This is a genomic window from Bradyrhizobium sp. CCGUVB1N3 (genome assembly GCF_024199925.1).
In the GTDB taxonomy this organism is placed as follows: Bacteria; Pseudomonadota; Alphaproteobacteria; order Rhizobiales; family Xanthobacteraceae; genus Bradyrhizobium.
Genome location: NZ_JANADR010000001.1, coordinates 5,607,910 through 5,629,485, shown reverse-complemented (window position 1 = coordinate 5,629,485; position 21,576 = coordinate 5,607,910). Strand labels below are relative to the sequence as shown.

Genomic DNA, 21,576 nt, shown 5'->3' with positions numbered 1-21,576 from the left:
ACGATAAGGAATCATCTGCCATGATCACACGACGATCCATCTTGACCACCGCGCTGCTGCTCGCAACCGCGCTCGCCGCTCCCGCGCGCGCCGAAGACAAGCCGACCGAAATCCGCATCGGCACCCAGAAGGGCGGCTTCTTCCCGGCGGTCCGTCAGCGTCACACGATCGAGGACGCCTTCAGGCCGCTCGGCATCGAGATCAAATGGGTCGACTTCCAGTTCGGTCCGCCGCTCCTGGAAGCCATCAATGTCGGCAGCGTCGATTTCGGCTATGTCGGCGACACCCCGCCGATCTTCGCTCAGGCCGGCAGCGCGAAGATCCGCTATGTCGCCGCGGTGAAATCGGACGGCACGTCGCAGGCGATCATCGTGCCGAAGGATTCGCCAATTCACACGCTCGCCGATCTCAAGGGCAAGCGCATCGCCTTCGGCAAGGGATCGAGCGCGCATAATCTGCTGGTCGCAGCGCTCGAGAAGGGTGGACTCGCCTGGAGTGACATCACGCCTGCGCCGCTAGCGCCGGCCGATGCGACAGTGGCATTCGTCAAGGGGGCGGTCGATGCCTGGTCGATCTGGGATCCCTACTTCGCGCTTGCCGAGCAGAAGGAGAACGCGCGCGTGCTCATCCTCGACAGGGACATCGCCAAGCCGAACGCGTTCTACATCGCCGGCTCCGACTTCGTCGAAAAATATCCCTCGCTGGTCGCCAAGCTCAACGCGGCTTTCGCCGCCGAAGGCGTCTGGGCTGACAGCCATCACGAGGAGGTCGCCAAGGCGCAAGCCGAGGCCACCGGCGTCGACATCGAGGCCATCAAGCGCTTTGTCGAGCGCTCCAACTACCGCGTGGTGCCGCTCGATGCAGACGTGATCAGGAGCCAGCAGGCGGTCGCCGACCGCTTCGCAAAACTCGGCCTGATCCCGAAGCCGGTCAATGTCACCGACATCGTCTGGAAGTGGACGCCGGGGTCGTGATGACGCGTCGAAGGGTTGAAGCGGTCTCCGCTAGCCCTTAAGCGCCGCTAGCAATTCATCGGGGCGCTCGGCCATGATCATGTGGCCGGCGCCCGGCACGACGGTGGTCCGCGCATGCGGTATTGCCGCGGCCAGCGCCTTGCCAGCTTTCGCGGGCGTCATCATGTCCCGTTCGCCGAGGATGAGTGTGGTCGGCACCTTCACGGTCGCGGCAGCCGCGAGCGCATTCGTGTAGGAATTGCAGGCGGACAAATCCTTGAACAGCACGCCCGGCTCGCAGTGTTTCAACACGGCCTGTGCGCCGCCATGCATCCACAGGCCCGGTGCGAGGCTGCCGCCGAGCTCGGCCTTGAAGCCGAGGCCCCAGATCGAGACCATGTCGATGGCGTCCTGGTCGTTGGCCTCTGCGGCCTTCAACAGATCAGGCCCGACCGTCATGGTTGCGGCCGTGCCGATCAGGCTCAGCGCCGCGATCTTGTCGGGGTGGCGCGCCGCGGTCTCCAGCGAGATCAGAGATCCCATCGAATGGCCGATCAGGTGCGCCTTCGCCACGCCGGCCGCACCGAGCAGGGCGCCGGTCCAGTCGGCCATCTCCGCAATGCTGGACAGAGACGGTCCGGCCGAGCGGCCGTGGCCGGGCAGGTCGGGGGCCAGCACGGAATAGCCGTGATGCGCGAACCACCGCGTATGCAGCGCCCAGGTTGAGTGATCGAAACCCGCGCCGTGGATGAACAGCACGGTCGGCCAGGACTTGTCGAATTCACGGCCACCGGTTGCGACAAACACCTCGGCGCCGTTGACGGAGAGCTTCATGGCTTCAGACCTTTTGCGAGATGCGCAGCGCTTGGGCGAGATCGTCGATGATGTCGGAGGCCGTCTCGATGCCGACCGACAGCCGGACCAACTCCTCCCCGATGCCGGCCGCCTTGAGCTGCTCGGCATCCATCTGCTGATGCGTGGTGCTCGCGGGATGGATCACCAGCGTCTTGGCGTCGCCGACGTTCGCCAGATGGCTGATCATGCGCAGCGACTCGATGAATTTTCTTCCCGCCGCGCGGCCGCCCTTGATGCCGAAGGAGACGATCGAGCCCGCGCCGCGCGGCAGCAGCTGTTTTGCGAGCTGATAGTCCGGGTGAGTCTCCAGCGAGGGATGCAGCACCCAGTCGACGGCTTTGTTGGACTTCAGCGCATCCAGCACGATATGCGTGTTCTGCATGTGGCGGTCCATGCGCACGGGCAGCGTCTCGACGCCCTGCAACAACTGGAAGGCATTGGTCGGCGACATGCAGGCGCCGAAATCGCGCAGGCCTTCCGTGCGCGCGCGCATGATGAAGGCGGCCGTGCCGAACTGTTCGTCGAAGACCATGCCGTGATAGCCGGCATAGGGCTCGGTGAGCACGGCGAACTTGCCGGACCCGCGCCAGTCAAACCGCCCACCGTCGATGACGGCGCCGCCGATCGCGATGCCATGGCCGCCGATCCACTTGGTCGCCGAATGCATCACGATGTCGGCGCCGAGCTCGATCGGCCGGCTGAGATAGGGCGTGGCAAAAGTGTTGTCGATCAGCAGCGGAATTTTCGCATCATGCGCGATACCAGCGACCTTCGGGATATCAAGCACCTCCAGTCCCGGATTGCCGATGGTCTCGCCGATCACCAGCTTGGTGTTCGGCCTGATCGCGGCACGGAACGCATCGTGGTCGCGCGGCTTCACGAATGTCGTGGTGATGCCGAAGCGCGGCAGTGTGTGTGCGAGCAGGTTGATGGTGCCGCCATAGAGCGAGCTCGACGCCACGATGTGGTCGCCGGCATTGAGCAGCGTGGCGATGGCCAGATGCATCGCCGCCTGGCCGCTGGCGGTGCAGATCGCGCCGACGCCGCCCTCCAGCGCCGCGAGCCGCTCCTCCAGCACGCCCGTGGTCGGATTGGAGATCCGCGTATAGATGTGGCCGGCGCGCTCCAGATTGAACAGCGCCGCCGCATGGTCGGTATCCCCGAACACGTAAGACGTGGTCTGATAGATCGGCACCGCACGAGCACCGGTCGCGGGATCCGGATGCTGGCCCGCATGCAGGCTCAGGGTTTCGAAGGCAGGCGGCTTGGGCGCGGGCATGCTTGGCCTCGTTGGTCGGTCGGCGGGGATGGCCGTTGTGCCACAAATCGAGGCGCGGCGTCAGCCCGTACTTGCGATCATGCCTGATCCCCGCTCACCAGCGGAGCCTAACGTCACGTCGCGAATCCTCGCAGGCTGGTGACTTGCGTTTCGGTGCCGAATTGCCGATGAAATTCATCGCGCTCGAACATCAGACAAAGGGACAAGCCGAATGACTGCCGAAACCACCATGACTGCCGACGTAATTGGGTTGACCAGGGTCGCTCCGGTCTCGCGCCGCACCTTCATGAGCGCGACCGCGGCGGTCGCTGCGGGTTACACGCTAGCCGCGGGTCCCGTCCGCGCCGAAATCATCACCACCGACACGACCGGCCTTCAGGCTGGAGACGTCCAGATCAAGGTCGGCGAGGGCGAAATGCCCGGCTACTATGCACGTCCGTCCGGCGTCAGCCGCCCGCCGGTGGTCCTGGTGGCCATGGAGATTTTTGGCCTGCACGAATACATCAAGGACGTGACGCGGCGGCTCGCCAAGCTCGGCGCCTTGGCGATCGCGCCCAATTACTACTTCAACAAGGGGCCGGACCTGACCAAGGTCACCGACGTCAAGGAGCTCCTGCCCATCGTCAACGCCAAGCCGGATGCCGAGCTTTTCGCCGATCTCGACGCCACGGTCGCCTGGGCCGCGTCGCAGGGCGGCGACACCAACAGGCTCGGCATGATCGGATTCTGCCGCGGCGGGCGCTACGTCTGGGAATATGCCGCGCTTAGCGATGCGCTGAAAGCGGCCGCCGCGTTCTACGGCTCGCTCGTCGATCCAGCCAATCCGGTGTGGCCGAAGAGCCCGCTTCAGCTCGCACCCGAGATGAAGGCGCCCGTGCTCGGCCTGTATGGCGAAGCCGATACCGGCATTTCGGTCGCGCAGGTCGAGCAGATGAAGGCCGCGCTCGAGCAGAACAAGAAGACGGCCGAGTTCAAGATCTACAAGGATGCCCCGCACGGCTTCCACGCCGACTACCGCCCCAGCTATCGCAAGGACGCCGCGGAAGATGCCTGGGTCCAGATGCAGGCCTGGTTCAGGAAATACGGCGTGCTGAGCTGACGGCTACGTGCGTAGCGCGCGGGCGGCGTCATGCGCCGCCCGTCGAGCTGACTTACTCGCTCACCCGTGATCCTTCTTCGCCCGGACTGGAGATGCCGAGCCGCTGGGCGATCGTGACGAGCAGAGCCACCGATTGAACGTTCAATTTCGCCATGATCGCTTGGCGATGCGCCTTGATCGTTCGCTCCGCGCAGCCAAGTTCGCGCGCGGCATGCTTGTTTGTCTTGCCCTGTACGATGATCTCGAAGACCTGCCGCTGGCGCGGACTCAGCGTCGACAGCCGGGCCCGAAGCGCTTCCAATTCACCTCTTCGCGCTCGTTCTGTCTCGTGGCGCGTCATTGCCGCTTCGATCGCACCCAACAGCTCGTTGGAGCTGACTGGCTTGGTGAAGAAGTTGTCTGCTCCCGCCTTGATCGCCTTCACCGTGAGGCTGATGTCCGGGTAGCCGGTCAGAAACACGATGGGCAGTGTCGAGCCGAGTTCGGTCAAACGGTTTTGAAGCTCCGGACCGCTCAAGTCCGGCATCCGGACATCCAGAAGAATGCAACCACCGGCATCTTGGTCTGGCGGCTGGTCCAGCAATTGCTGAGCCGATGCATAAGTGAGGACCCGGTAGCCCGTCGTTTCTAATAGTCGCTGGATAGCTGTTCGGAATGACGCGTCGTCATCCACGACATGGATGATGCCGCGCATGTTTCTCCTGGGACGAAAAGTAGCTGTGCTTGCCTGTTATTCTTGATTGTCCGTACAGCGCCTTCACGCCCGGCCAAGTCGCCTTTGTCTTCTTAAGTCTGCTTTCGCCTTCTATCGATTTCAGTCTGTCGAATGCCAATTAAACCTATGAAAGCTGAAGAGTGATCTTCTGATCGCGAATGCCTGCCATGTGCGCGATCAAGTCGAGCGGTTTTCAATTACCGATGGACGGCAGAGCGAAGCATCGCATCAGTCAGATCGCGATAATTCAATCGATACCGTGCCGCTTTATCTTTCTGCAAATTAACGAGGCTTCAGCGCCCAACCCGGATAGAAGGCGAGCGGCGGGGCTTCCCTAGAACCAAGACGACGATTGTGAAGTTTGACGAACAGGAGCGCAGTGCGCTGAGGCGCGCCGGCTTTTCCGTCGCGGACGACCACGGAGCGGCCTACCTCGATGCCCTCGTCGTGATCGGTGCGCACGACGACGAGACCTTGTGGCTGACGATTACTTTGCGGAACTCCACGCGGGTGGTGTGCGCCTTGCCGCGCGACGAGACCATCCTCGCCATCGATGAGGACGGCTGACGCCGGTCCCCAAGATCGGCCGGTAGGGCGTCAGTCGCGCGCTGCGGCCGCGATCATGGATTTTTGCTGCTGATTTGCCCGACGCGTCAGATGTCTTCGGCATCCCCTGGCGGCGATGGGCTACTTTGCATGGGGTTGTTTTCGATGTTTTGGTTGGAAGCGAGACTGGCGCCGGTCTCCCGTCTGCCGGAGACGGGATGGGGCTCGCCGGCCGGAAGGGCCTAGCGGCGGGCGGCGGTCGCCGTCAGCTCCAGCTTGACGCCCGGGCCGAGATCCGCGACGCCGACCGCGGCACGCGCCGGCAGATGTTCCGCGGTGAAATAGCGCTTCCACACCTGGTTGAGCGCCGCCTTGTCGGCGAGATCGATCACGTAGATCGTCACCTGCAGAACACAGGAGAGATCGGAGCCGGCCCCCTCGAGCAGGGTCTTCAACTGGCGAAGCACATCGTCGGCCTGGCCCGCCATGTCGAGCCCGGCATCCTCGGGAACGACGCCGCCGAGATAGAGCACGCCATTATGCTCGACGATCTCGTGGAGCAGTCCTTCATAGGGCAGGGAACGTTTGATCACGATGGCATCCGTATGGCGTGGCGAGTTCTCTAGGCGGAGGACTCGCTTCAATTGGGGGGAAAGCTGGTGCTGCCGGACAGGATTGAACTGTCGACCTCTCCCTTACCAAGGGAGTGCTCTACCACTGAGCTACGGCAGCAAATGCTGGCAAAGAATCGGGCCGCGACACGGGCCCGCCAAGCGGGGCGATGTCTGCCACAAGCCCCCCTTCTGCGCAAGCGCGCATGCCCCGCGAAATCGATAAATTGCCCCGGTTGCGTGCCCGAAGCGGCCAATTTGACCCGAAATGACCCGCTTTGGGGCGATTTGGTTCCGGAAGAAATCCCCAGCCAACTGGCCAGTTGGCCGCAACCCTGAATTCGACCAATTCTGGCCGCTTCGTTGCTTCGGCCGGCCACCTGCCCTTGAGCTGTCCTCGCGCGATGGCATTCTGCCGTCGATCATGATGATGGGCCCGTGATGACCGAAGACAACGACAAGACGCGATCGGCGGAATCCCGGCAGGATCGGCTGAAGTCGGCGCTGCGCGAGAATCTGAAGCGGCGCAAGGCGCAGGCGCGCGAGCGCGCCGAGGCGGCCGATCCTTCGCAGGAGGACGAACCGACCCCGGATCAGGAGATCGGCGGAAAGGCCGGCGGCTAGATCTTTTGGAATGAGTGAGAGCGGTGATGGCGCAGGACGAACCGGAACGAACCGACAGGGACACGCTGATCTCGCGCTTCTCCCGCCCCGAGCAGACCTTTCCGACGCTGACGCCGGCCGAGATCGAGCGCCTGCGCCAATTCGGCGAGATCAGGTATTACAAGAGCGGCGATCTGCTGTTCGAGACCGGCAAGCGCGGGCCGGGCATGTTCGTCGTGCTGTCGGGCCACGTCGCCATCACCCAGCGCGACGGGCTCGGTCACGTCACGCCGGTGATCGATCAGGGACCCGGCCAGTTTCTGGCTGAACTCGGCCAGCTCTCCGGGCGGCCGGCGCTGGTCGATGGCCATGCCGACGGCGATGTCGAGACGCTCCTGATCCCACCCGAACGGCTGCGCGCTCTGCTGGTCGCCGAAGCCAATCTTGGTGAGCGCATCATGCGCGCGCTGATCCTGCGCCGGGTCAGCCTGATCCAGGGTGGCGTCGGTGGCCCCGTGCTGATCGGCCCGTCGCATTCGGCCGGTGTGGTGCGCTTGCAGGGCTTTCTCACCCGCAATGGCCAGCCGCATCATCTGCTCGACCCTGATCGCGAACACGATGCGGCCGAGCTGATCGAACGTTATTCGCCCAAGCCCGAGGATTGGCCGCTCGTCGTTACCGCCGACGGCACCGTGCTGCGCAATCCCGGCGAGAGCGAGCTGGCGCGTGCCATCGGCATGATCGGTGGTCCCCGCGGTGAAAAGATCTATGACGTCGCGATCGTCGGCTGCGGACCGGCCGGACTTGCGACCGCGGTCTATGCGGCCTCCGAAGGCCTCTCGGTTGCCGTGCTCGATACGCGCGCCTTCGGCGGCCAGGCCGGCGCCAGCGCGCGCATCGAGAACTATCTCGGCTTTCCGACCGGCATTTCCGGCCAGGCGCTCGCGGGCCGCGCGTTTACACAGGCGCAGAAGTTCGGCGCCGACATCATGATCCCGATGTCGGCGAAGTCGCTGGATTGCTCGCGCAGTGCCGGCACGTTCTCGCTGGCGCTCGACTGCGGCGACACTTTGCGCTCGCGTGCAGTGGTGGTCGCGAGCGGCGCGCGTTACCGCCGGCCGGAAATCGAGAATTTGGAGAAATTCGAGGGCCGCGGCGTCTGGTATTGGGCCTCGCCGGTCGAGGCGCGGCTTTGTTCCGGCGAGGAGGTGGCCCTCGTCGGCGCCGGCAATTCGGCGGGGCAGGCCGCCGTGTTCCTGTCGGGCCACGCGAAGAAGGTGCTGATGATCATCCGCGGCGGCGGCTTAGGGGCCAGCATGTCGCGCTATCTCATCGAGCGCATCGAGGCGACACCGAACATCGAGCTCTTGTTCAACACCGAGATCGTGGCGCTCGAAGGCGACGAGGCCGCGCTGCTGCGACGAATCCGCTGGAAGAGCCGGCTGTCGACCGACGAGGACGCCACCGACGTCCGCAACCTCTTCCTGTTCGTCGGCGCTGATCCCGCGACCAACTGGCTCGACGGCTGCGGCGTGACGCTCGATCGCGGCGGATTCGTCGTCACCGGTGCGCAATCCGAGCAGAACCAGGGCCGGCTCGTTGCGCCGCTCGAAACTTCCGTGCCCGGCGTCTACGCCGTCGGCGATGTGCGCTCCGGCTCGGTCAAGCGCGTCGGCGGCGCCATCGGCGAAGGCGCGCAGGTCGTGGCATTCCTGCACGGTTTCCTCGGCGATGCCGCGAAACCGGCGCTTTGATCTGTGCTATGGAGCGCTCTCGCTCTCATCCTGAGAAGCGCGCCCTTGCGCGCCTCCTCGCCATGAGGGTTTAATGACGAACAAACTTCAAAAACGGGAGGATCAAGATGCCTGCTGACGTTGTCGTGCTCTACAAGACACCCACCGATGCTGCGGCCTTCGACAAATATTATTTCGAGACGCACGTCCCCCTCGCAAAGAAACTTCCCGGACTGAAGAAGTACACGGTCAGCAAAGGCGCGGTCGGGACACCTGCCGGTCCTGCGCCCTACCACCTCATTGCCACACTGACCTTCGATAGCCCCGCTGACATCCAGGCTGCTTTCAAGAGTGCCGAAGGAAAAGCCACGGCCGCCGACGTGCCAAAATTCGCCAGCGGCGGGGTCGAGATGCTGATCCACGAGTTCAAGGAAGTGTGAGGACGGATATCGGTCGGTGCCGCTGACCGATGCCTCTTGATGCAAGCTCGCAAGTTGCGTGCTGGTCGCGTGTGACAGCCGTGCAAAATCAAGGCATGCGTTCGTCGTATCGAACGGCGAACGCATGGCTTAACGCCTGCGTGTCGCGACATCGCATGGTGCAGTCCGATGAGGATCGTAATACCATCCCCGTCTTCTCAATGGGGAGAGTAACCATGGTCCTTGGGTTGAGCCTGCCTGCCTTCACGATGCTCCATGTCATCATCAGCCTGATCGCGATCGCCTCGGGCATCGTCGTGATGTTCGGATTGCTCGGTTCGAAGCGAATGCCGGGCCTCACCGCGATCTTTCTGCTGTTCACGATTCTGACCAGCGCCACCGGCTTCCTGTTTCCGTTCAAGGAGCTGTTGCCGTCGCATATGGTCGGCATCCTCTCGCTGGTTCTGCTCGCGATCGCCTGCATCGCGCTCTATGGCGTGAAGCTCTCCGGTGCCTGGCGGCCGATCTATGTCGTGACGGCGATGATCTCGCTCTATCTCAACGTCTTCGTGCTGATCATCCAGTCGTTCCTCAAGGTGCCCGCATTGGCGGCACTGGCGCCGGCCGTGCCGCCGGCTCCGCCGTCCGGCCCGGTGTTCGCGGTCGTGCAGGGCATCGTGCTGGTGTTCTTCGTGCTCGTGATCATCGGCGCCTGGCGCCGCTTCAGGCCGATGGCTTTCGCTTGATTGTTTTCGTCATTCCGGGGCGACGCGGAGCGTCGAACCCGGAATCTCGTTCGACAACATCTAGATTCCGGGTTCGCGCTTAAGCGCGCCCCGGAATGACTCAAAAAAAATGCAAGAAGGAGCAATCATGCCCACCATCATCACCAAAGACGGCGTCGATATCTTCTTCAAGGACTGGGGCAAGGGCCAGCCGATCGTGTTCAGCCATGGCTGGCCGCTGTCGTCGGACGACTGGGATGCCCAGATGCTGTTCTTCCTCAACCATGGCTACCGCGTCGTCGCCCATGACCGCCGTGGTCACGGCCGCTCGAGCCAGGTCGCCGACGGCCACGACATGGACCACTATGCCGATGATCTCGCTGCACTCACCGCGCATCTCGATCTGAAGAACGCCATTCACGTCGGCCATTCCACCGGTGGCGGCGAGGTCGTGCACTACATCGCCCGTCACGGCGAAAGCCGCGTGGCGAAGGCTGCAATCCTCTCGGCGGTGCCGCCGCTGATGGTGCAGACGCCGGCCAATCCCGGCGGCCTGCCCAAGGAGGTGTTTGACGGACTGCAGGCGCAACTCGCGGCCAGCCGTTCGCAATTCTATCGTGATCTGCCGGCCGGCCCGTTCTATGGCTACAATCGTCCCGGCGCAAAGCCGTCGGAAGCGGTGATCCAGAACTGGTGGCGTCAGGGCATGATGGGCGGTGCGAAAGCGCATTACGACGGCGTCGTCGCCTTCTCGCAGACCGACTTCACCGAGGATCTGAAGAAGATCAACGTGCCCGTTCTCGTCATGCACGGCGACGACGACCAGATCGTGCCTTACGCCGACTCCGCGCCGCTCTCGGCCAAGCTTCTGAAGAACGGCACGCTGAAAACGTATAAGGGCTTCCCGCACGGCATGCCGACCACCGAAGCCGAAACCATCAACGCCGACCTGCTGGCGTTTTTTGACGGGGCGGCCGGGTAGTCTCTCGGAAACCGCCTCGGTCCGGCTGCGTTGAGGCGCAGCCCCGCGACGTCCATGAGAGGTGTAGGCCGATGCCGCCGCAGCTCAAGCTGATTGCTCTCGATGCCGACGACCTCGCCGTCATCTCCACCCATGTGCAGGACGCGCGGGTGCAGACCTCCGACATCATCTGGCGGCAGGGCGAGAAGCGGCTGGTGGTCGGCATGAACCGGCTGGATTGGGAGCAGACGCTGGACGGCGAGACCGCGCCGCGCCGGCTGGTCTCCGCGCTCCGCTTCGACCGCGTGCTCGCCTGCAAATCGCGCAATATCGACCTCGCCGCACCCGAGAGGGTCTTGGACCTCGTCGGTATCGAGTTTCACGGCCAAAACGCGCCCGGGGGCAGCGCGCTGCTCCTGTTCGCCCATGGCGGCGCGATCCGGCTCGACGTCGAATGCCTGGAATGCGAGCTGACCGATCTGGGCATGGATGAGCTGGGAACGGGGGAGGGTGGGGAGGCGGCGTAAAGGGGGCAGGGCGGTGCACGTACTCCGGTGTCGTCCTGGCGAAAGCCAGGACCCATTACCACCGGTGGCCGTGATGGATCGAACCGGGGCCCACATCTCGTTTCAATAACAAGGACTTGGGATAATGGGTCCTGGCTTTCGCCAGGACGACGTCAAGCCAGGACGAGGGCGGATTGCCAAGGGTTGACGGCGGTGGCCCGCCGCGCCATTGAGCAGGGGACCTAGTGACGCCGATCCACCCCCAAAGACCAGCCAAAGACCGTCGCAACATGCCCATTCGCCTCGACCGCAGCAGCGCCGATTTCGACCAGCGATTTGCGGCCTTCCTCGCCGCCAAGCGCGAGGTCTCGGCCGACGTCGAGGCCGCCGCGCGCGCCATCGTCGATGATGTGGCAAGGCGCGGCGATGCCGCGCTGATCGAGGCGACGCGCAAGTTCGACCGGCTCGAGCTCGATGCGGGCTCCCTGCGCGTCTCGGCGGCTGACATCGAGGCCGCGACAAAAGCCTGCGATGCCGCAACGCTGGATGCGCTCAAGCTCGCCCGCGACCGCATCGAGACCTATCACGCGCGTCAACTGCCGAAGGATGAGCGCTTCACCGATTCGCTCGGCGTCGAGCTCGGCTGGCGCTACACGGCGATCGAATCGGCCGGCCTCTACGTGCCCGGCGGTACCGCGGCCTATCCGTCCTCGGTGCTGATGAATGCGGTGCCGGCGAAGGTTGCCGGCGTTGCGCGCCTCGTGATGGTGGTGCCGGCGCCCGAAGGCAAGCTCAATCCGCTGGTGCTGGCGGCCGCCCATCTCGGCGGCGTCAGCGAGATCTATCGCGTCGGCGGCGCGCAGGCCGTCGCCGCGCTCGCCCATGGCACCGCGACGATCGCGCCGGTCGCAAAAATCGTCGGCCCCGGCAACGCCTATGTCGCCGCCGCCAAACGGCTGGTGTTCGGCAAGGTCGGCATCGACATGATCGCAGGTCCCTCCGAAGTGCTGGTCATCGCCGACGACACCGGCAATGCCGACTGGATCGCCGCCGACCTGTTGGCCCAGGCCGAGCATGATTCGAGCGCGCAGTCGATCCTCATCACCGATAGCGCGCGGCTCGCCGCCGATGTCGAAGCGGCGGTCGAAGCGCAGTTGAAGACGCTGCCGCGCGCGGCGATCGCCGGCGCCTCCTGGGCCGATTTCGGTGCCGTCATCATGGTGAAGACCCTCGAAGAAGCCATCCCGCTCGCGGACGCCATCGCCGCCGAGCATCTCGAGGTCATGACGAGGGACGCGGACGCGCTCGCAGGCCGGATCCGCAATGCTGGCGCCGTGTTCCTTGGGCCGCACACGCCGGAAGCGATCGGCGACTATGTCGGCGGCTCCAACCACGTGCTGCCGACCGCGCGTTCGGCGCGCTTTTCCTCGGGGCTTTCGGTGCACGACTTCATGAAGCGCACCTCGATCCTTAAGTGCGGCCCCGATCAACTCCGTGCGCTCGGGCCCGCCGCGATGACGCTCGGCAAAGCGGAAGGGCTGGACGCCCATGCGCGTTCGGTGGGATTGCGCCTCAATCTGTCATGAACAAGCCCGCACAGGACGACACGCAGAATCGCATCGTCGGCGTCACGCTCGACGAGGAATCGATCGGCCGCTCCGGGCCGGACATCGAGCATGAGCGCGCGATCGCGATCTACGATCTGATCGAGCAGAACCTGTTCGCGCCGGAAGGAGCCGACGGCCAGGGCCCGTTCACGCTGCATATCGGCATCACCGGCAACCGCTTGATGTTCGACATCCGCCGCGGGGACGGCACGCCCGTGGTCGCGCATCTGTTGTCGCTGACGCCATTCCGTCGGATCGTGAAGGACTATTTCATGATCTGCGACAGCTACTACCAGGCGATCCGGACCGCGACGCCGGACAAGATCGAGGCCATCGACATGGGCCGCCGCGGCATCCATGACGAGGGATCGCGCACGCTCCAGGAGCGGCTGAAGGGCAAGGTGCGGGTCGATTTCGAGACCTCGCGCCGGCTGTTCACGCTCATCACCGTCCTTCATTGGAAAGGCTAGGGCATGGCCCGGAAAAGTGTGCAGCGGTTTTCCGATAAGGCCATGCCCTCTACTAAAGAAGGCTAACGGATGGCAGCGGCGCCCCCACGCGCACGCGATTCGCAATCGGTGCTGTTTGCCTGCGCGCTGAACAGCGTGCGCTCGCCGATGGCCGAAAGCCTGTTGCAGCACATGTTTCCGCAGGCCCTCTACGTCAAATCCGCCGGCGCCAGGAAGGGCGAGCTCGATCCCTTTGCGGTCGCCGTGATGGCCGAGCTCGGGCAGGACATCTCCACCCACAAGCCGCAGACCTTCGAGGAGCTGGAGGACTGGGAGGGGCTGAATTTCGACCTCATCATCACGCTGTCGCCCGAAGCGCATCACAAGGCGCTGGAGCTGACGCGCACGCTCGCCGCCGACGTCGAATACTGGCCGACGCACGATCCGACCGGCACTGAAGGCAGCCGCGACCAGAAGCTCGCCGCCTACCGCGAAGTCTGCGATCAGCTCCTCCTGCGCATCCGCAAGCGCTTTGCGAAGGCGGGCGCGGCGAGCGGGTGAGGCGAAGCGACGTAACACCGGCGTCACAGACCGCAGGCACATGCATCTGAAGTCCGGTCGAATCGCTTAAGTCCGGGTTCCCGGGTTGTGAAACCGGCCCCCTTCCGATAGGTTCCGCGCGCAATTCACCCGCTGCTTCGTCCCCCAAAACAACTGATGCTCGGCCGCCCCAAATTCGTTCTTGCCTCCGGTTCGCCACGGCGCCTGTCGCTGCTCAATCAGGCCGGCATCGAGCCTGATGCCTTGCGGCCGGCCGATGTCGACGAGACGCCGAAGCGGGGCGAGCTGCCGCGCGCCTGCGCCAATCGCCTCGCCCGGGCAAAAGCCGATGCGGCGCTCAAATCGGTACAGCTCGACGACGAGCTGCGCGGGGCCTTCATCCTCTCCGCCGACACCGTGGTCGCGGTCGGCCGCCGCATCCTGCCCAAGGCCCATCTGGTCGATGAGGCCGCGCAGTGCCTGCGGCTCCTGTCGGGCCGCAACCACCGCGTCTATACCGCGATCACCCTGGTCACCCCGCGCGAGGCCTTCCGCCAGCGCCTGGTCGAGACCCGCGTCCGTTTCAAGCGCCTCTCCGAGGATGACATCCAGGCCTATATCGGCTCCGGCGAATGGCGCGGCAAAGCCGGCGGCTACGCCGTGCAGGGCATCGCCGGTTCCTTCGTGGTCAAGATGGTTGGCTCCTACACCAACGTGGTCGGCCTGCCGCTCTACGAGACCACCACGCTGCTGGGCGGCGAAGGCTTCCCCATCCGCTTCGGCTGGCTCAACGCCGTCGGCGTCTGACGCCTTCCCACAAAACCTCGAAAACAACCCCATGCAAAGTAGAACGGCCTGGCTGGCGGGGCCCCCTTGCGCGGGGGTGCCGCGAGTCCCGCTGCGCCCGTCCAGGAACCCCACCGCCCACGCCCTCCTATCCCCGGACTTCGTGTAGGCTCACCCCATGGACGACCAAGTCAAAAAGCCGCTTCCCCCGCTCAAGACCTGCCCGATCTGCGGCAAGCCGCAGTCCCAGGCCACCCGCCCGTTCTGCTCCTCGCGCTGCCGCGACGTCGACCTCAACCGCTGGCTCAAGGGCTCCTACGTCATCCCCGGCCGCGACGACGGAACCGACGATGTCGAATAATACAGTATTATCATACGGTTATACGGCGTGAGCGAGGCGACTAGCGGCTCCATCCCCGCGCCGCCCAACCTTGTACACAGCCGGGCCGCGCCCGGCGAAGCCAAAGGCGAAGCGTGGGTGGACAGGCCGCCTTCAGCCCACTATAAACCGCCCGCTCGATGGGCCTTGGCCCCTCTCTTGGAGCACGCCCAGGTAGCTCAGTTGGTAGAGCATGCGACTGAAAATCGCAGTGTCGGTGGTTCGATTCCGCCCCTGGGCACCACGGCTCCTCTGAGAGCCTGATACCCAAAGCAATTAGCAAATTCAAAAGCTTATTCATTGGCCCAGCCTCTTCCGGTGGCTCAAATATCGGAGGGCGAGCTTGATGAAATTGTGCACCACCATCGACGTCTCGTCCGCCCTGAACACCAGAAACACGTCGGCTGCAGGCGGTGAGGGCCTGATCGGACGAAACGCGATATCGGCTGTCGTGAAACGCGCAATCGACTGCGGTACGAGCGCGACACCGAAGCCCGCCGCAATCAGGCTCGGGATCGACTGAGCGTCGACGACTTGCTGCGAAACTTTCGGCAGGAAGCCGGCATCGACACAACACGTCTGCACATAGCGCGCGAAATCGGAGCTGTCGGGATCCAGAATGACGTGATCTTCCGACGCCAGTTCGCCGAGGGCGACGCGCTTGCGTTTCGCCAGCCGATGGGTGCGGGGAACTGCGAGAACGACCTCTTCCCGCCATGCCAGCTTGCTGGTTAGGTCGCGTTCGCCGGGAATACCGCGAATGAGCGAGATATTGGTCGTCCGGTTGAGAAGGGCCGCGATCTGCAGCGCCGGCGCCTGCTCATGCACCGTCATCCTGACCAATGGCGCGACCTCCCGATAGGCCGCCAGCAGCTCCGCAAGACGGCCACGCAGGATGGAGCCGGTTGCCCCAAGATCCAGCGTTCCGATCAGGCCGGCGCCGATCGAGCGCACCTCGTCCTCCGCGGATTTGACCTGTTGCAGGATGGCGCGCCCTCGCAACAGCATTGCTTCACCGGCCTGCGTCAGCTCGACCTTGCGGCTCGTCCTGTAGAGCAACTGGGTGCCGAGTTCGGCCTCGAGGGCCTGGATGTGTTGGCTGAGTGGCGGCTGCGAGATGTTCAGCCGCCGAGCAGCGAGGGTGAAGCTGCGCTCTTCGGCCACCGCAATGAAGTACCTGACCTGGCGAAGATCCATAGCGAAAACCTATCAATCGTGTCGTTCTATATATTGGACTTGGTGCCGGGCCTGGTCAACGAATGACCGATTGAGCGTTCGTCCGCCCTGCAAGCGGCGTATGGCTCCGTACGCAGCAGCGTCACGTCGCCGCCAATGACAAGAATGGCAGAGGCTCAAGCCCACCAAGCCAGACAAACGGGAAGCCCAGCGAGCGAGGAAAGCCATGCCCAAGTTTTTCATGCCCAGAATCTTCAAGTCACTCTTCTTCCAAGTCGTCGTCGCACTCGCGCTCGGCATTGCTCTCGGTATGGCCTATCCGGACACGGCATTGCAGATGAAGCCACTGGGCGACGGCTTCATCAAACTCATCAAGATGCTGGTGCCCGTCATCGTGTTCTGCGTCGTGGTGCAGGGAATTTCAGCGGCCGGAGACCTTTCGAAGGTGGGAAGGGTCGGCATTCGCGCGCTGCTCTATTTCGAGGTCGTTACCACCATCGCCTTGATGTTCGGCATTGCGCTTGCCTATTATTTTCAGCCGGGCGCCGGAATGAACATCGATCCCAGCACGCTGGACGCCAAGGCGCTGAGCGGGTTCAGCCAGACCGCGGCTCAGGTCGCCGGCGGTGGCGTTTCCGAATTCCTGATGAAGCTCATTCCCTCGACGATCGTCGGCGCTTTCAGCTCCGGCGACGTCCTGCAGGTCCTGATCGTCTCGATCATGTTTGGTTGTGCGGTGTCATTGTGCGGTGAGCGCGCAAGGCCGGTCGTCGATTTCATCGAACGCGTGAACGAGATCATCTTCAAGATGATGAACTTCGTCGTCCGGCTCGCTCCGATCGGGGTCTTCGGTGCGATCGCATTCACCGTCGGGAAGTACGGCATTGGTTCGCTCAAGCAGCTCGGTGGCCTCGTCGGCTTGTTCTATCTGGCAGTGATCCTCTTCGTGGTGATCGTTCTCGGAACGATCATGCGGCTGTCCGGCTTCAGCCTGTTCAAGCTGCTCGCCTATCTGCGCGAAGAGCTGATGATCGTTCTCGGCACGGCCGCGGGCGACAGCGTGCTTCCGCAGACCATGCGCAAGCTCGAACTGCTCGGGATCAAGCGATCGACCGTCGGCCTCGTCATCCCGACCGGGTACTCGTTCAACCTGGATGCGTTCTCGATCTATCTGACACTGGCGGCGGTCTTTATCGCGCAGGCAACCAACACTCCGCTTGCCATAGGCGATCTTCTTGCGATCCTCGGCGTCGCGTTGCTCACCTCCAAGGGGGCTCATGGCGTTCCGGGCTCGGCCATTGTCGTCCTCGCCGCGACGCTATCAGCGATTCCGGCCATCCCGGCGATCGGGTTGGTGCTGATCTTGTCGGTGGACTGGTTCATCGGCATTGCTCGCGCGCTCGGCAATTATGTCGGAAACTGCGTTGCGACGGTCGTTGTCGCCTCATGGGAAGGCGACCTCGATCGCGCCAAGGCGCGTCGCATCCTGAACGGTGAGATCGATCCGTCAGGCGAGGCTTTGCAGGCCGAACCGGCGGGCGTGAATGCTCCCGTCGCGGGCCTGCAGACGCTTTGAACGCCGAAACTTTTGAGGTGGCGATGGCGATACTTTCGATTGAGCCCCTGACGAAGCAGGCATTCGCGCCGTTCGGCCAAGTCATCGAAACGGAAGGGGCGATCCCCCTGTCGATCAACCAGGGCTATGCCAGGCGTTTCAACGACCTCGCCAATATCGACGTCGCCGCGGAAGGCGGACAGGTCAACATCAGCTGGTTTGTCGCTTCGCTGCGCCCTGCGCCGATTGAAATTCGCCTGATGGAGCGCCATCCGCTTGGAAGCCAGATGTTCATGCCGCTCGGCGGCGTGGATTGGCTGGCCGTCGTTTGCACCGACCCCCGCAATGCCGCGAGTTATCGGGCATTCGCGGCGACGGGGCATCAGGGCGTGAACTATGCGAGAGACTGCTGGCACCACCCGCTCCTCGTTCTCAAGGACGCAAGTCCGTTCCTTGTGGTCGACCGAAAGGGCGGTGGGAACAATCTCGAAGAATATTGGCTGGACGAGACAATGCGGCTCGATCTGATGCCTGATTACAATTCCGGAGCTTAGTCGGTGCGCCAACGCAAGTTGCCCCGCCGCACCGGTTATTTTCACGAGGCCCAAAGATGTCGTCGCGAACGTATCACGTACCGCAGGGCGGTCTGCCGCCGCAGACGGATCTTCTGAGCGGCCGTGCGGTCTTTACGAACGCATACGCCGTTATTCCGAGCGGCGTGCAACGCGATATCGTCGTCAGTCATCTGCCGCATTGGGACAACACGCGTGTCTGGGTCCTGGCGCGGCCGCTCTCGGGCTTCGCCGAGACGTTCTCCCATTATCTGATGGAGATCGCGCCGGCTGGAGGGAGTGACATCCCCGAGCCAAACAAGGACGCCGAGGGGGCTCTGTTCGTCGCGGGCGGCCAGGTCATCCTCAAACTGGCAGGCAGGGAAAAAGAGCTGAGGGCCGGCGGCTTCGCCTATGTGCCGCCTGGTTGCGACTGGAGCCTGCGCAATTGCGGTCCGGGCCCGGCCCAGCTTCACTGGATCCGCAAGCTGTACCAGCGCGTGCCGGGGTTGGCCGAGCCCGAGGCGATCGTGACCAACGAAGACTCGATCGCACCGGTGCCGATGCCGAACACGGAGGGGAGGTGGGCCACAACGCGCTTCATTGATCCGGCCGACATGCGGCATGACATGCACATCAACATCGTGACGTTCGAGCCGGGGGCGACGATCCCCTTTACCGAGACGCACGTCATGGAACACGGGCTGTATGTGCTCGAAGGCAAGGCGGTTTACCGCCTCAATCGCGATTGGGTGGAAGTGGAGGCCGGAGACTATATGTGGCTGCGCGCGTTTTGCCCGCAGGCCTGCTACGCAGGAGGCCCCGGCCGGTTCCGCTATCTTCTTTACAAGGACGTCAATCGGCACATGAATCTGCGGCAGGGCGCGCCGCTGATTTAATCTTGCGTGCGTTGGCCGCCCGCTCGATGGGCTTTGGCCTCTCTTGGAGCACGCCCAGGTGGCGCAGTTGGTAGAGCATGCGACTGAAAATCGCAGTGTCGGTGGTTCGATTCCGCCCCTGGGCACTAAATTTCCCATCGTCCGTAACAAAACTGCGAACCCCCGCTTCTCCAGATGCAGCCGCAGAGCGGACATCTTCGCTTAGCTGGCGTTTGTTGCAGTTGGTGGTGGCACGTTGCGCATGGTCGAGCCGGGCCGTAATTCGAGGGCTCTTTTCTATCGTCGCTCTGGTGTGGTCGATTCGTCCCATTTGCTGATAGGCCGCCGCCAGCGGCATATATGTGCGACCGCTGGCTGACGACTTCAGCAGCCAGGGCACAGCGCCCCCGGCGCGGCCCATCGGCAGATTGGCCCAGCCTGCGCCGATCATCCCCATGCCAAGGAGCAAGACCTGCGGCGTGTCAAAGCGGTCCGCTTGCTTGAGGGGCGCCAGCGCATCCTCGAAGCGACCCGTTCTAATTTGCGCAAGGCCGACATGATACAGCGCGATCCCGTTCCATCGATCGAAGCTCAAGGCTCGCGCTGCCCAGGCAATATCCGAAATTTCGGCAATAGAAGCGGGCTGAAACGCAAATATCAGAAAAGCTTCAGAAAGTAACCGTCCCCCTTTCAGGACACCGACGCCCCGTGGGTGGCTAACTGCCGACCATTGGCCGGCGACTCACATCTCCGCCGGCAAGATTCAATTGCAAAGGCGATGTCGACCGGCAGAAAGCCCGGCATCTCCGGGAACGGATCAGGCGGTCTTACGGTGCGTATCATTTCAACCGGAACAGGTTTCGATCGGCGTTCGCCGGCTCCATTGACGCCAATTCAGCCGACCGGCCACCAGAGCCGGCTCGGCTGGATGGCCGGCGTCGCATCCATCATCATTCTGGCGGCACCGGCACCTTCCTACGCCCAGTCGATCGGGCAAAACGGCGGCAACGGCGGTAACGCACCGAACCGCAGCACCCCGGGTGGCGGCGGGGCTGCGGGTCTCGCCGGCGACGGGACTTCAACGGGCGGTGGCGGTGGCAGCGGAGGGACCGGCGGGAACGGCAATGGCGGCGGCGGCGGTGGGTCCGACAACGGCGGCGGCGGTGGCAGCGCCTCCTCTCAGGGAGCGGGCGGCGGCGGCGGCGGCGCTGGCGGCGCCGGCACCACGGTCAGTGCCACCGGCACGACGACGATCAGCGTCGGAGCAACAGGCGGCAACGGCGGCACCGGCGGCTCGGGCATCATCAACTTCTCCTTTCCGTCGTCCATCGGCGGCGGCGGTGGTGGTGGCGGCGGCGGCAGCGGAATCGTTGTGAACGGCGCTAACACCGGTGTCGCTCTCACCGTGAATGGTGGTGTCACCGTACAGGGCGGTGATGGCGGTGTCGGCGGTATTGGAGTCACCGGCGGCAGCTATACCGGCGCTGCCGGCGCCGGCGGCAACGGCGGCAACGGCATCACGGTGACCAACGCCAACGGGGCCGCAATCACCAACAACGGCACGATTTCGGCGGGGAGCGGCGGGCTGGGCGGCGACGCCGCCGGCTATTCCAACGTCGGAGCGAGAGGGGCCACGGGCTATGGCATCGTCGGACAAAACCTGACGATCATCAATGCGGGAGCCATTTCCGGCAGCACCGCAATCTACTTCACGGGCGGCACCAACAGCCTCGAGCTGCGGGCTGGCTCCAGCATCAGCGGCAACGTCGTCGGCAACGGCACCAGCGCGCTGGTGCTCGGCGGCACCACCGACAGTTCGTTCGACCTGTCGCAACTCGGCTCGCAATATCAGAATTTCACGCAGTTCAACAAATCAGGATCCAGCACCTGGACGCTGTCGAACGCCTCGAGTGCCACCACCCAGGCCTGGACGGTGACGTCGGGAACGCTGAACCTGACGGGCGCCACCGCAACCGCCACCACGATCAACAATTCCGGCACCATCGGCGTCGACGGCACCAGCACGCTGACGGCCACGACCGGTATCACCAACAGCGGCGTCATCACCGTGGCGCAGGGCGGCACCGTCAATGACGATCTCGACAACACCGGCACCGTCACCAACAGCGGCGCCTACAACGCCAGGGTCAATACCAACACCGGCACCATCACCAACACCTCGACGGGAGTATGGACCGGCGACATCGCCAGCAACGGCGCTGGCGGCGCCATTTACAACAATGGCGTCTGGATCGGAAATGCGACCAACGACAGCGGCTTGCTAAGCAACGCCGGCACCTGGACCGGCACGATTTCGAATGCCGGCACCTTCGTCAACCAGAGTACCGGCACGGTATCGGGCCTGTTCACCAACACCGCTGGCACGGCGTCCAACGCCGGCCAGCTCAACGGCGGCGCGACAGTGACCGGCGGCTCGGTCGTCAACAACAACCTGATTGCCGGTCCCGTCGACATCTCCGGCACCGGCACCGTCGACAATAACGCGACCATCACCGGCGTGGTCAACAATGCGGCGACGTTCAACAACAACGCGGGTGGCACAGTATCCGGCCTGCTGACCAACACCGCGGGAACGACGACTAACAACGGCCAGCTCAACGGCGGCGCCACCATCACCGGCGGCTCGGTC

General features: G+C 64.0%; 22 protein-coding genes and 3 tRNA genes. 19 read left to right on the top strand and 6 right to left on the bottom strand.

The features are described 5' to 3' along the window. Positions 1-20: 20 nt before the first annotated feature. A complete protein-coding gene (locus NLM33_RS26855) occupies positions 21-974 on the top strand; it encodes an aliphatic sulfonate ABC transporter substrate-binding protein (protein WP_254100396.1) in 954 nt (317 codons plus the stop codon). 30 nt (positions 975-1,004) lie between these two features. Here NLM33_RS26855 and NLM33_RS26850 read toward each other — a convergent pair whose 3' ends face one another. Both NLM33_RS26850 and NLM33_RS26845 read right to left on the bottom strand, forming a co-directional pair. Next, positions 1,005-1,787: an alpha/beta fold hydrolase gene (locus tag NLM33_RS26850; RefSeq protein WP_254100394.1), complete on the bottom strand. Its 783-nt coding sequence runs from the start codon at positions 1,785-1,787 to the stop codon at positions 1,005-1,007. 4 nt (positions 1,788-1,791) lie between these two features. Beyond that, on the bottom strand, positions 1,792-3,087 hold the full coding sequence (locus NLM33_RS26845; RefSeq protein WP_254100392.1) for an O-acetylhomoserine aminocarboxypropyltransferase: 1,296 nt from the start codon (positions 3,085-3,087) through the stop codon (positions 1,792-1,794). A 211-nt stretch (positions 3,088-3,298) separates the two neighbouring features. Between NLM33_RS26845 and NLM33_RS26840 the strand changes: the two genes are divergently transcribed. Next, a complete protein-coding gene (locus NLM33_RS26840; RefSeq protein ID WP_254100390.1) occupies positions 3,299-4,186 on the top strand; it encodes a dienelactone hydrolase family protein in 888 nt (295 codons plus the stop codon). A 52-nt stretch (positions 4,187-4,238) separates the two neighbouring features. Here the strand turns inward: NLM33_RS26840 and NLM33_RS26835 are convergent, their stop codons facing one another. Then, positions 4,239-4,880 (bottom strand): response regulator transcription factor, encoded by a 642-nt coding sequence (locus NLM33_RS26835; RefSeq protein WP_254100388.1) that lies wholly within the window; start codon positions 4,878-4,880, stop codon positions 4,239-4,241. A 375-nt stretch (positions 4,881-5,255) separates the two neighbouring features. On the opposite strand from NLM33_RS26835, the gene NLM33_RS26830 reads away from it, so the two are divergent. Beyond that, positions 5,256-5,468 carry a hypothetical protein gene (locus tag NLM33_RS26830; RefSeq protein ID WP_254100386.1) on the top strand — a complete coding sequence of 71 codons (213 nt, stop codon included), beginning with the start codon at positions 5,256-5,258 and terminating at the stop codon, positions 5,466-5,468. A gap of 221 nt (positions 5,469-5,689) precedes the next feature. Here NLM33_RS26830 and NLM33_RS26825 read toward each other — a convergent pair whose 3' ends face one another. After that, on the bottom strand, positions 5,690-6,040 hold the full coding sequence (locus NLM33_RS26825) for a RidA family protein (RefSeq protein WP_254100384.1): 351 nt from the start codon (positions 6,038-6,040) through the stop codon (positions 5,690-5,692). 64 nt (positions 6,041-6,104) lie between these two features. Beyond that, a tRNA-Thr gene (locus tag NLM33_RS26820) sits at positions 6,105-6,179 on the bottom strand. A gap of 320 nt (positions 6,180-6,499) precedes the next feature. On the opposite strand from NLM33_RS26820, the gene NLM33_RS26815 reads away from it, so the two are divergent. The 12 genes from NLM33_RS26815 to NLM33_RS26760 all read left to right on the top strand — a co-directional run bounded on the left by NLM33_RS26815 (position 6,500) and on the right by NLM33_RS26760 (position 15,010). Further along, complete coding sequence (locus tag NLM33_RS26815) at positions 6,500-6,682, top strand: hypothetical protein (RefSeq protein WP_254100382.1); 183 nt, start codon at positions 6,500-6,502, stop codon at positions 6,680-6,682. Positions 6,683-6,708: 26 nt separating this feature from the next. After that, the gene (locus tag NLM33_RS26810; RefSeq protein ID WP_254100380.1) at positions 6,709-8,415 is read left to right on the top strand and encodes an FAD-dependent oxidoreductase; all 1,707 of its coding nucleotides are present in this window, start codon (positions 6,709-6,711) and stop codon (positions 8,413-8,415) included. Positions 8,416-8,522: 107 nt separating this feature from the next. Then, positions 8,523-8,834: an EthD family reductase gene (locus tag NLM33_RS26805; RefSeq protein ID WP_254100378.1), complete on the top strand. Its 312-nt coding sequence runs from the start codon at positions 8,523-8,525 to the stop codon at positions 8,832-8,834. A gap of 215 nt (positions 8,835-9,049) precedes the next feature. Then, entirely contained in the window at positions 9,050-9,559 is a 510-nt protein-coding gene (locus tag NLM33_RS26800) for a hypothetical protein (protein ID WP_254100376.1), read from the top strand. A 127-nt stretch (positions 9,560-9,686) separates the two neighbouring features. Continuing rightward, positions 9,687-10,520: an alpha/beta fold hydrolase gene (locus NLM33_RS26795; protein WP_254100374.1), complete on the top strand. Its 834-nt coding sequence runs from the start codon at positions 9,687-9,689 to the stop codon at positions 10,518-10,520. Between the two features lie 71 nt (positions 10,521-10,591). Continuing rightward, positions 10,592-11,026 carry a DUF2948 family protein gene (locus NLM33_RS26790; protein WP_254100372.1) on the top strand — a complete coding sequence of 145 codons (435 nt, stop codon included), beginning with the start codon at positions 10,592-10,594 and terminating at the stop codon, positions 11,024-11,026. Between the two features lie 269 nt (positions 11,027-11,295). After that, positions 11,296-12,591: a histidinol dehydrogenase gene (hisD, locus tag NLM33_RS26785; protein ID WP_254100370.1), complete on the top strand. Its 1,296-nt coding sequence runs from the start codon at positions 11,296-11,298 to the stop codon at positions 12,589-12,591. After that, positions 12,588-13,082 (top strand): UPF0262 family protein, encoded by a 495-nt coding sequence (locus NLM33_RS26780; protein ID WP_254100368.1) that lies wholly within the window; start codon positions 12,588-12,590, stop codon positions 13,080-13,082. The genes hisD and NLM33_RS26780 overlap by 4 nt, the downstream gene beginning before the upstream one ends. A gap of 69 nt (positions 13,083-13,151) precedes the next feature. Continuing rightward, complete coding sequence (locus NLM33_RS26775; protein ID WP_254100366.1) at positions 13,152-13,622, top strand: low molecular weight phosphatase family protein; 471 nt, start codon at positions 13,152-13,154, stop codon at positions 13,620-13,622. A 156-nt stretch (positions 13,623-13,778) separates the two neighbouring features. After that, entirely contained in the window at positions 13,779-14,408 is a 630-nt protein-coding gene (locus tag NLM33_RS26770; RefSeq protein ID WP_254100364.1) for a Maf-like protein, read from the top strand. Between the two features lie 157 nt (positions 14,409-14,565). Then, positions 14,566-14,748 carry a DNA gyrase inhibitor YacG gene (gene yacG, locus NLM33_RS26765; protein ID WP_254100362.1) on the top strand — a complete coding sequence of 61 codons (183 nt, stop codon included), beginning with the start codon at positions 14,566-14,568 and terminating at the stop codon, positions 14,746-14,748. A gap of 186 nt (positions 14,749-14,934) precedes the next feature. Next, positions 14,935-15,010, top strand: a tRNA-Phe gene (locus NLM33_RS26760). A gap of 53 nt (positions 15,011-15,063) precedes the next feature. Here the strand turns inward: NLM33_RS26760 and NLM33_RS26755 are convergent. After that, positions 15,064-15,963 carry a LysR substrate-binding domain-containing protein gene (locus tag NLM33_RS26755; protein WP_254100360.1) on the bottom strand — a complete coding sequence of 300 codons (900 nt, stop codon included), beginning with the start codon at positions 15,961-15,963 and terminating at the stop codon, positions 15,064-15,066. A gap of 220 nt (positions 15,964-16,183) precedes the next feature. Here NLM33_RS26755 and NLM33_RS26750 point away from each other — a divergent pair, with 220 nt between their 5' ends. The 4 genes from NLM33_RS26750 (at position 16,184) to NLM33_RS26735 (ending at position 19,072) form a co-directional block, all read left to right on the top strand. Beyond that, positions 16,184-17,518, top strand: a complete 1,335-nt coding sequence (locus NLM33_RS26750) for a C4-dicarboxylate transporter DctA (protein WP_254105891.1) — start codon at positions 16,184-16,186, stop codon at positions 17,516-17,518. Between the two features lie 23 nt (positions 17,519-17,541). Then, positions 17,542-18,051, top strand: a complete 510-nt coding sequence (locus NLM33_RS26745) for an ureidoglycolate lyase (RefSeq protein ID WP_254100358.1) — start codon at positions 17,542-17,544, stop codon at positions 18,049-18,051. A 56-nt stretch (positions 18,052-18,107) separates the two neighbouring features. Then, positions 18,108-18,947, top strand: a complete 840-nt coding sequence (locus NLM33_RS26740; protein WP_254100356.1) for a bifunctional allantoicase/(S)-ureidoglycine aminohydrolase — start codon at positions 18,108-18,110, stop codon at positions 18,945-18,947. 52 nt (positions 18,948-18,999) lie between these two features. Then, a tRNA-Phe gene (locus NLM33_RS26735) sits at positions 19,000-19,072 on the top strand. Positions 19,073-21,576 lie beyond the last annotated feature (2,504 nt).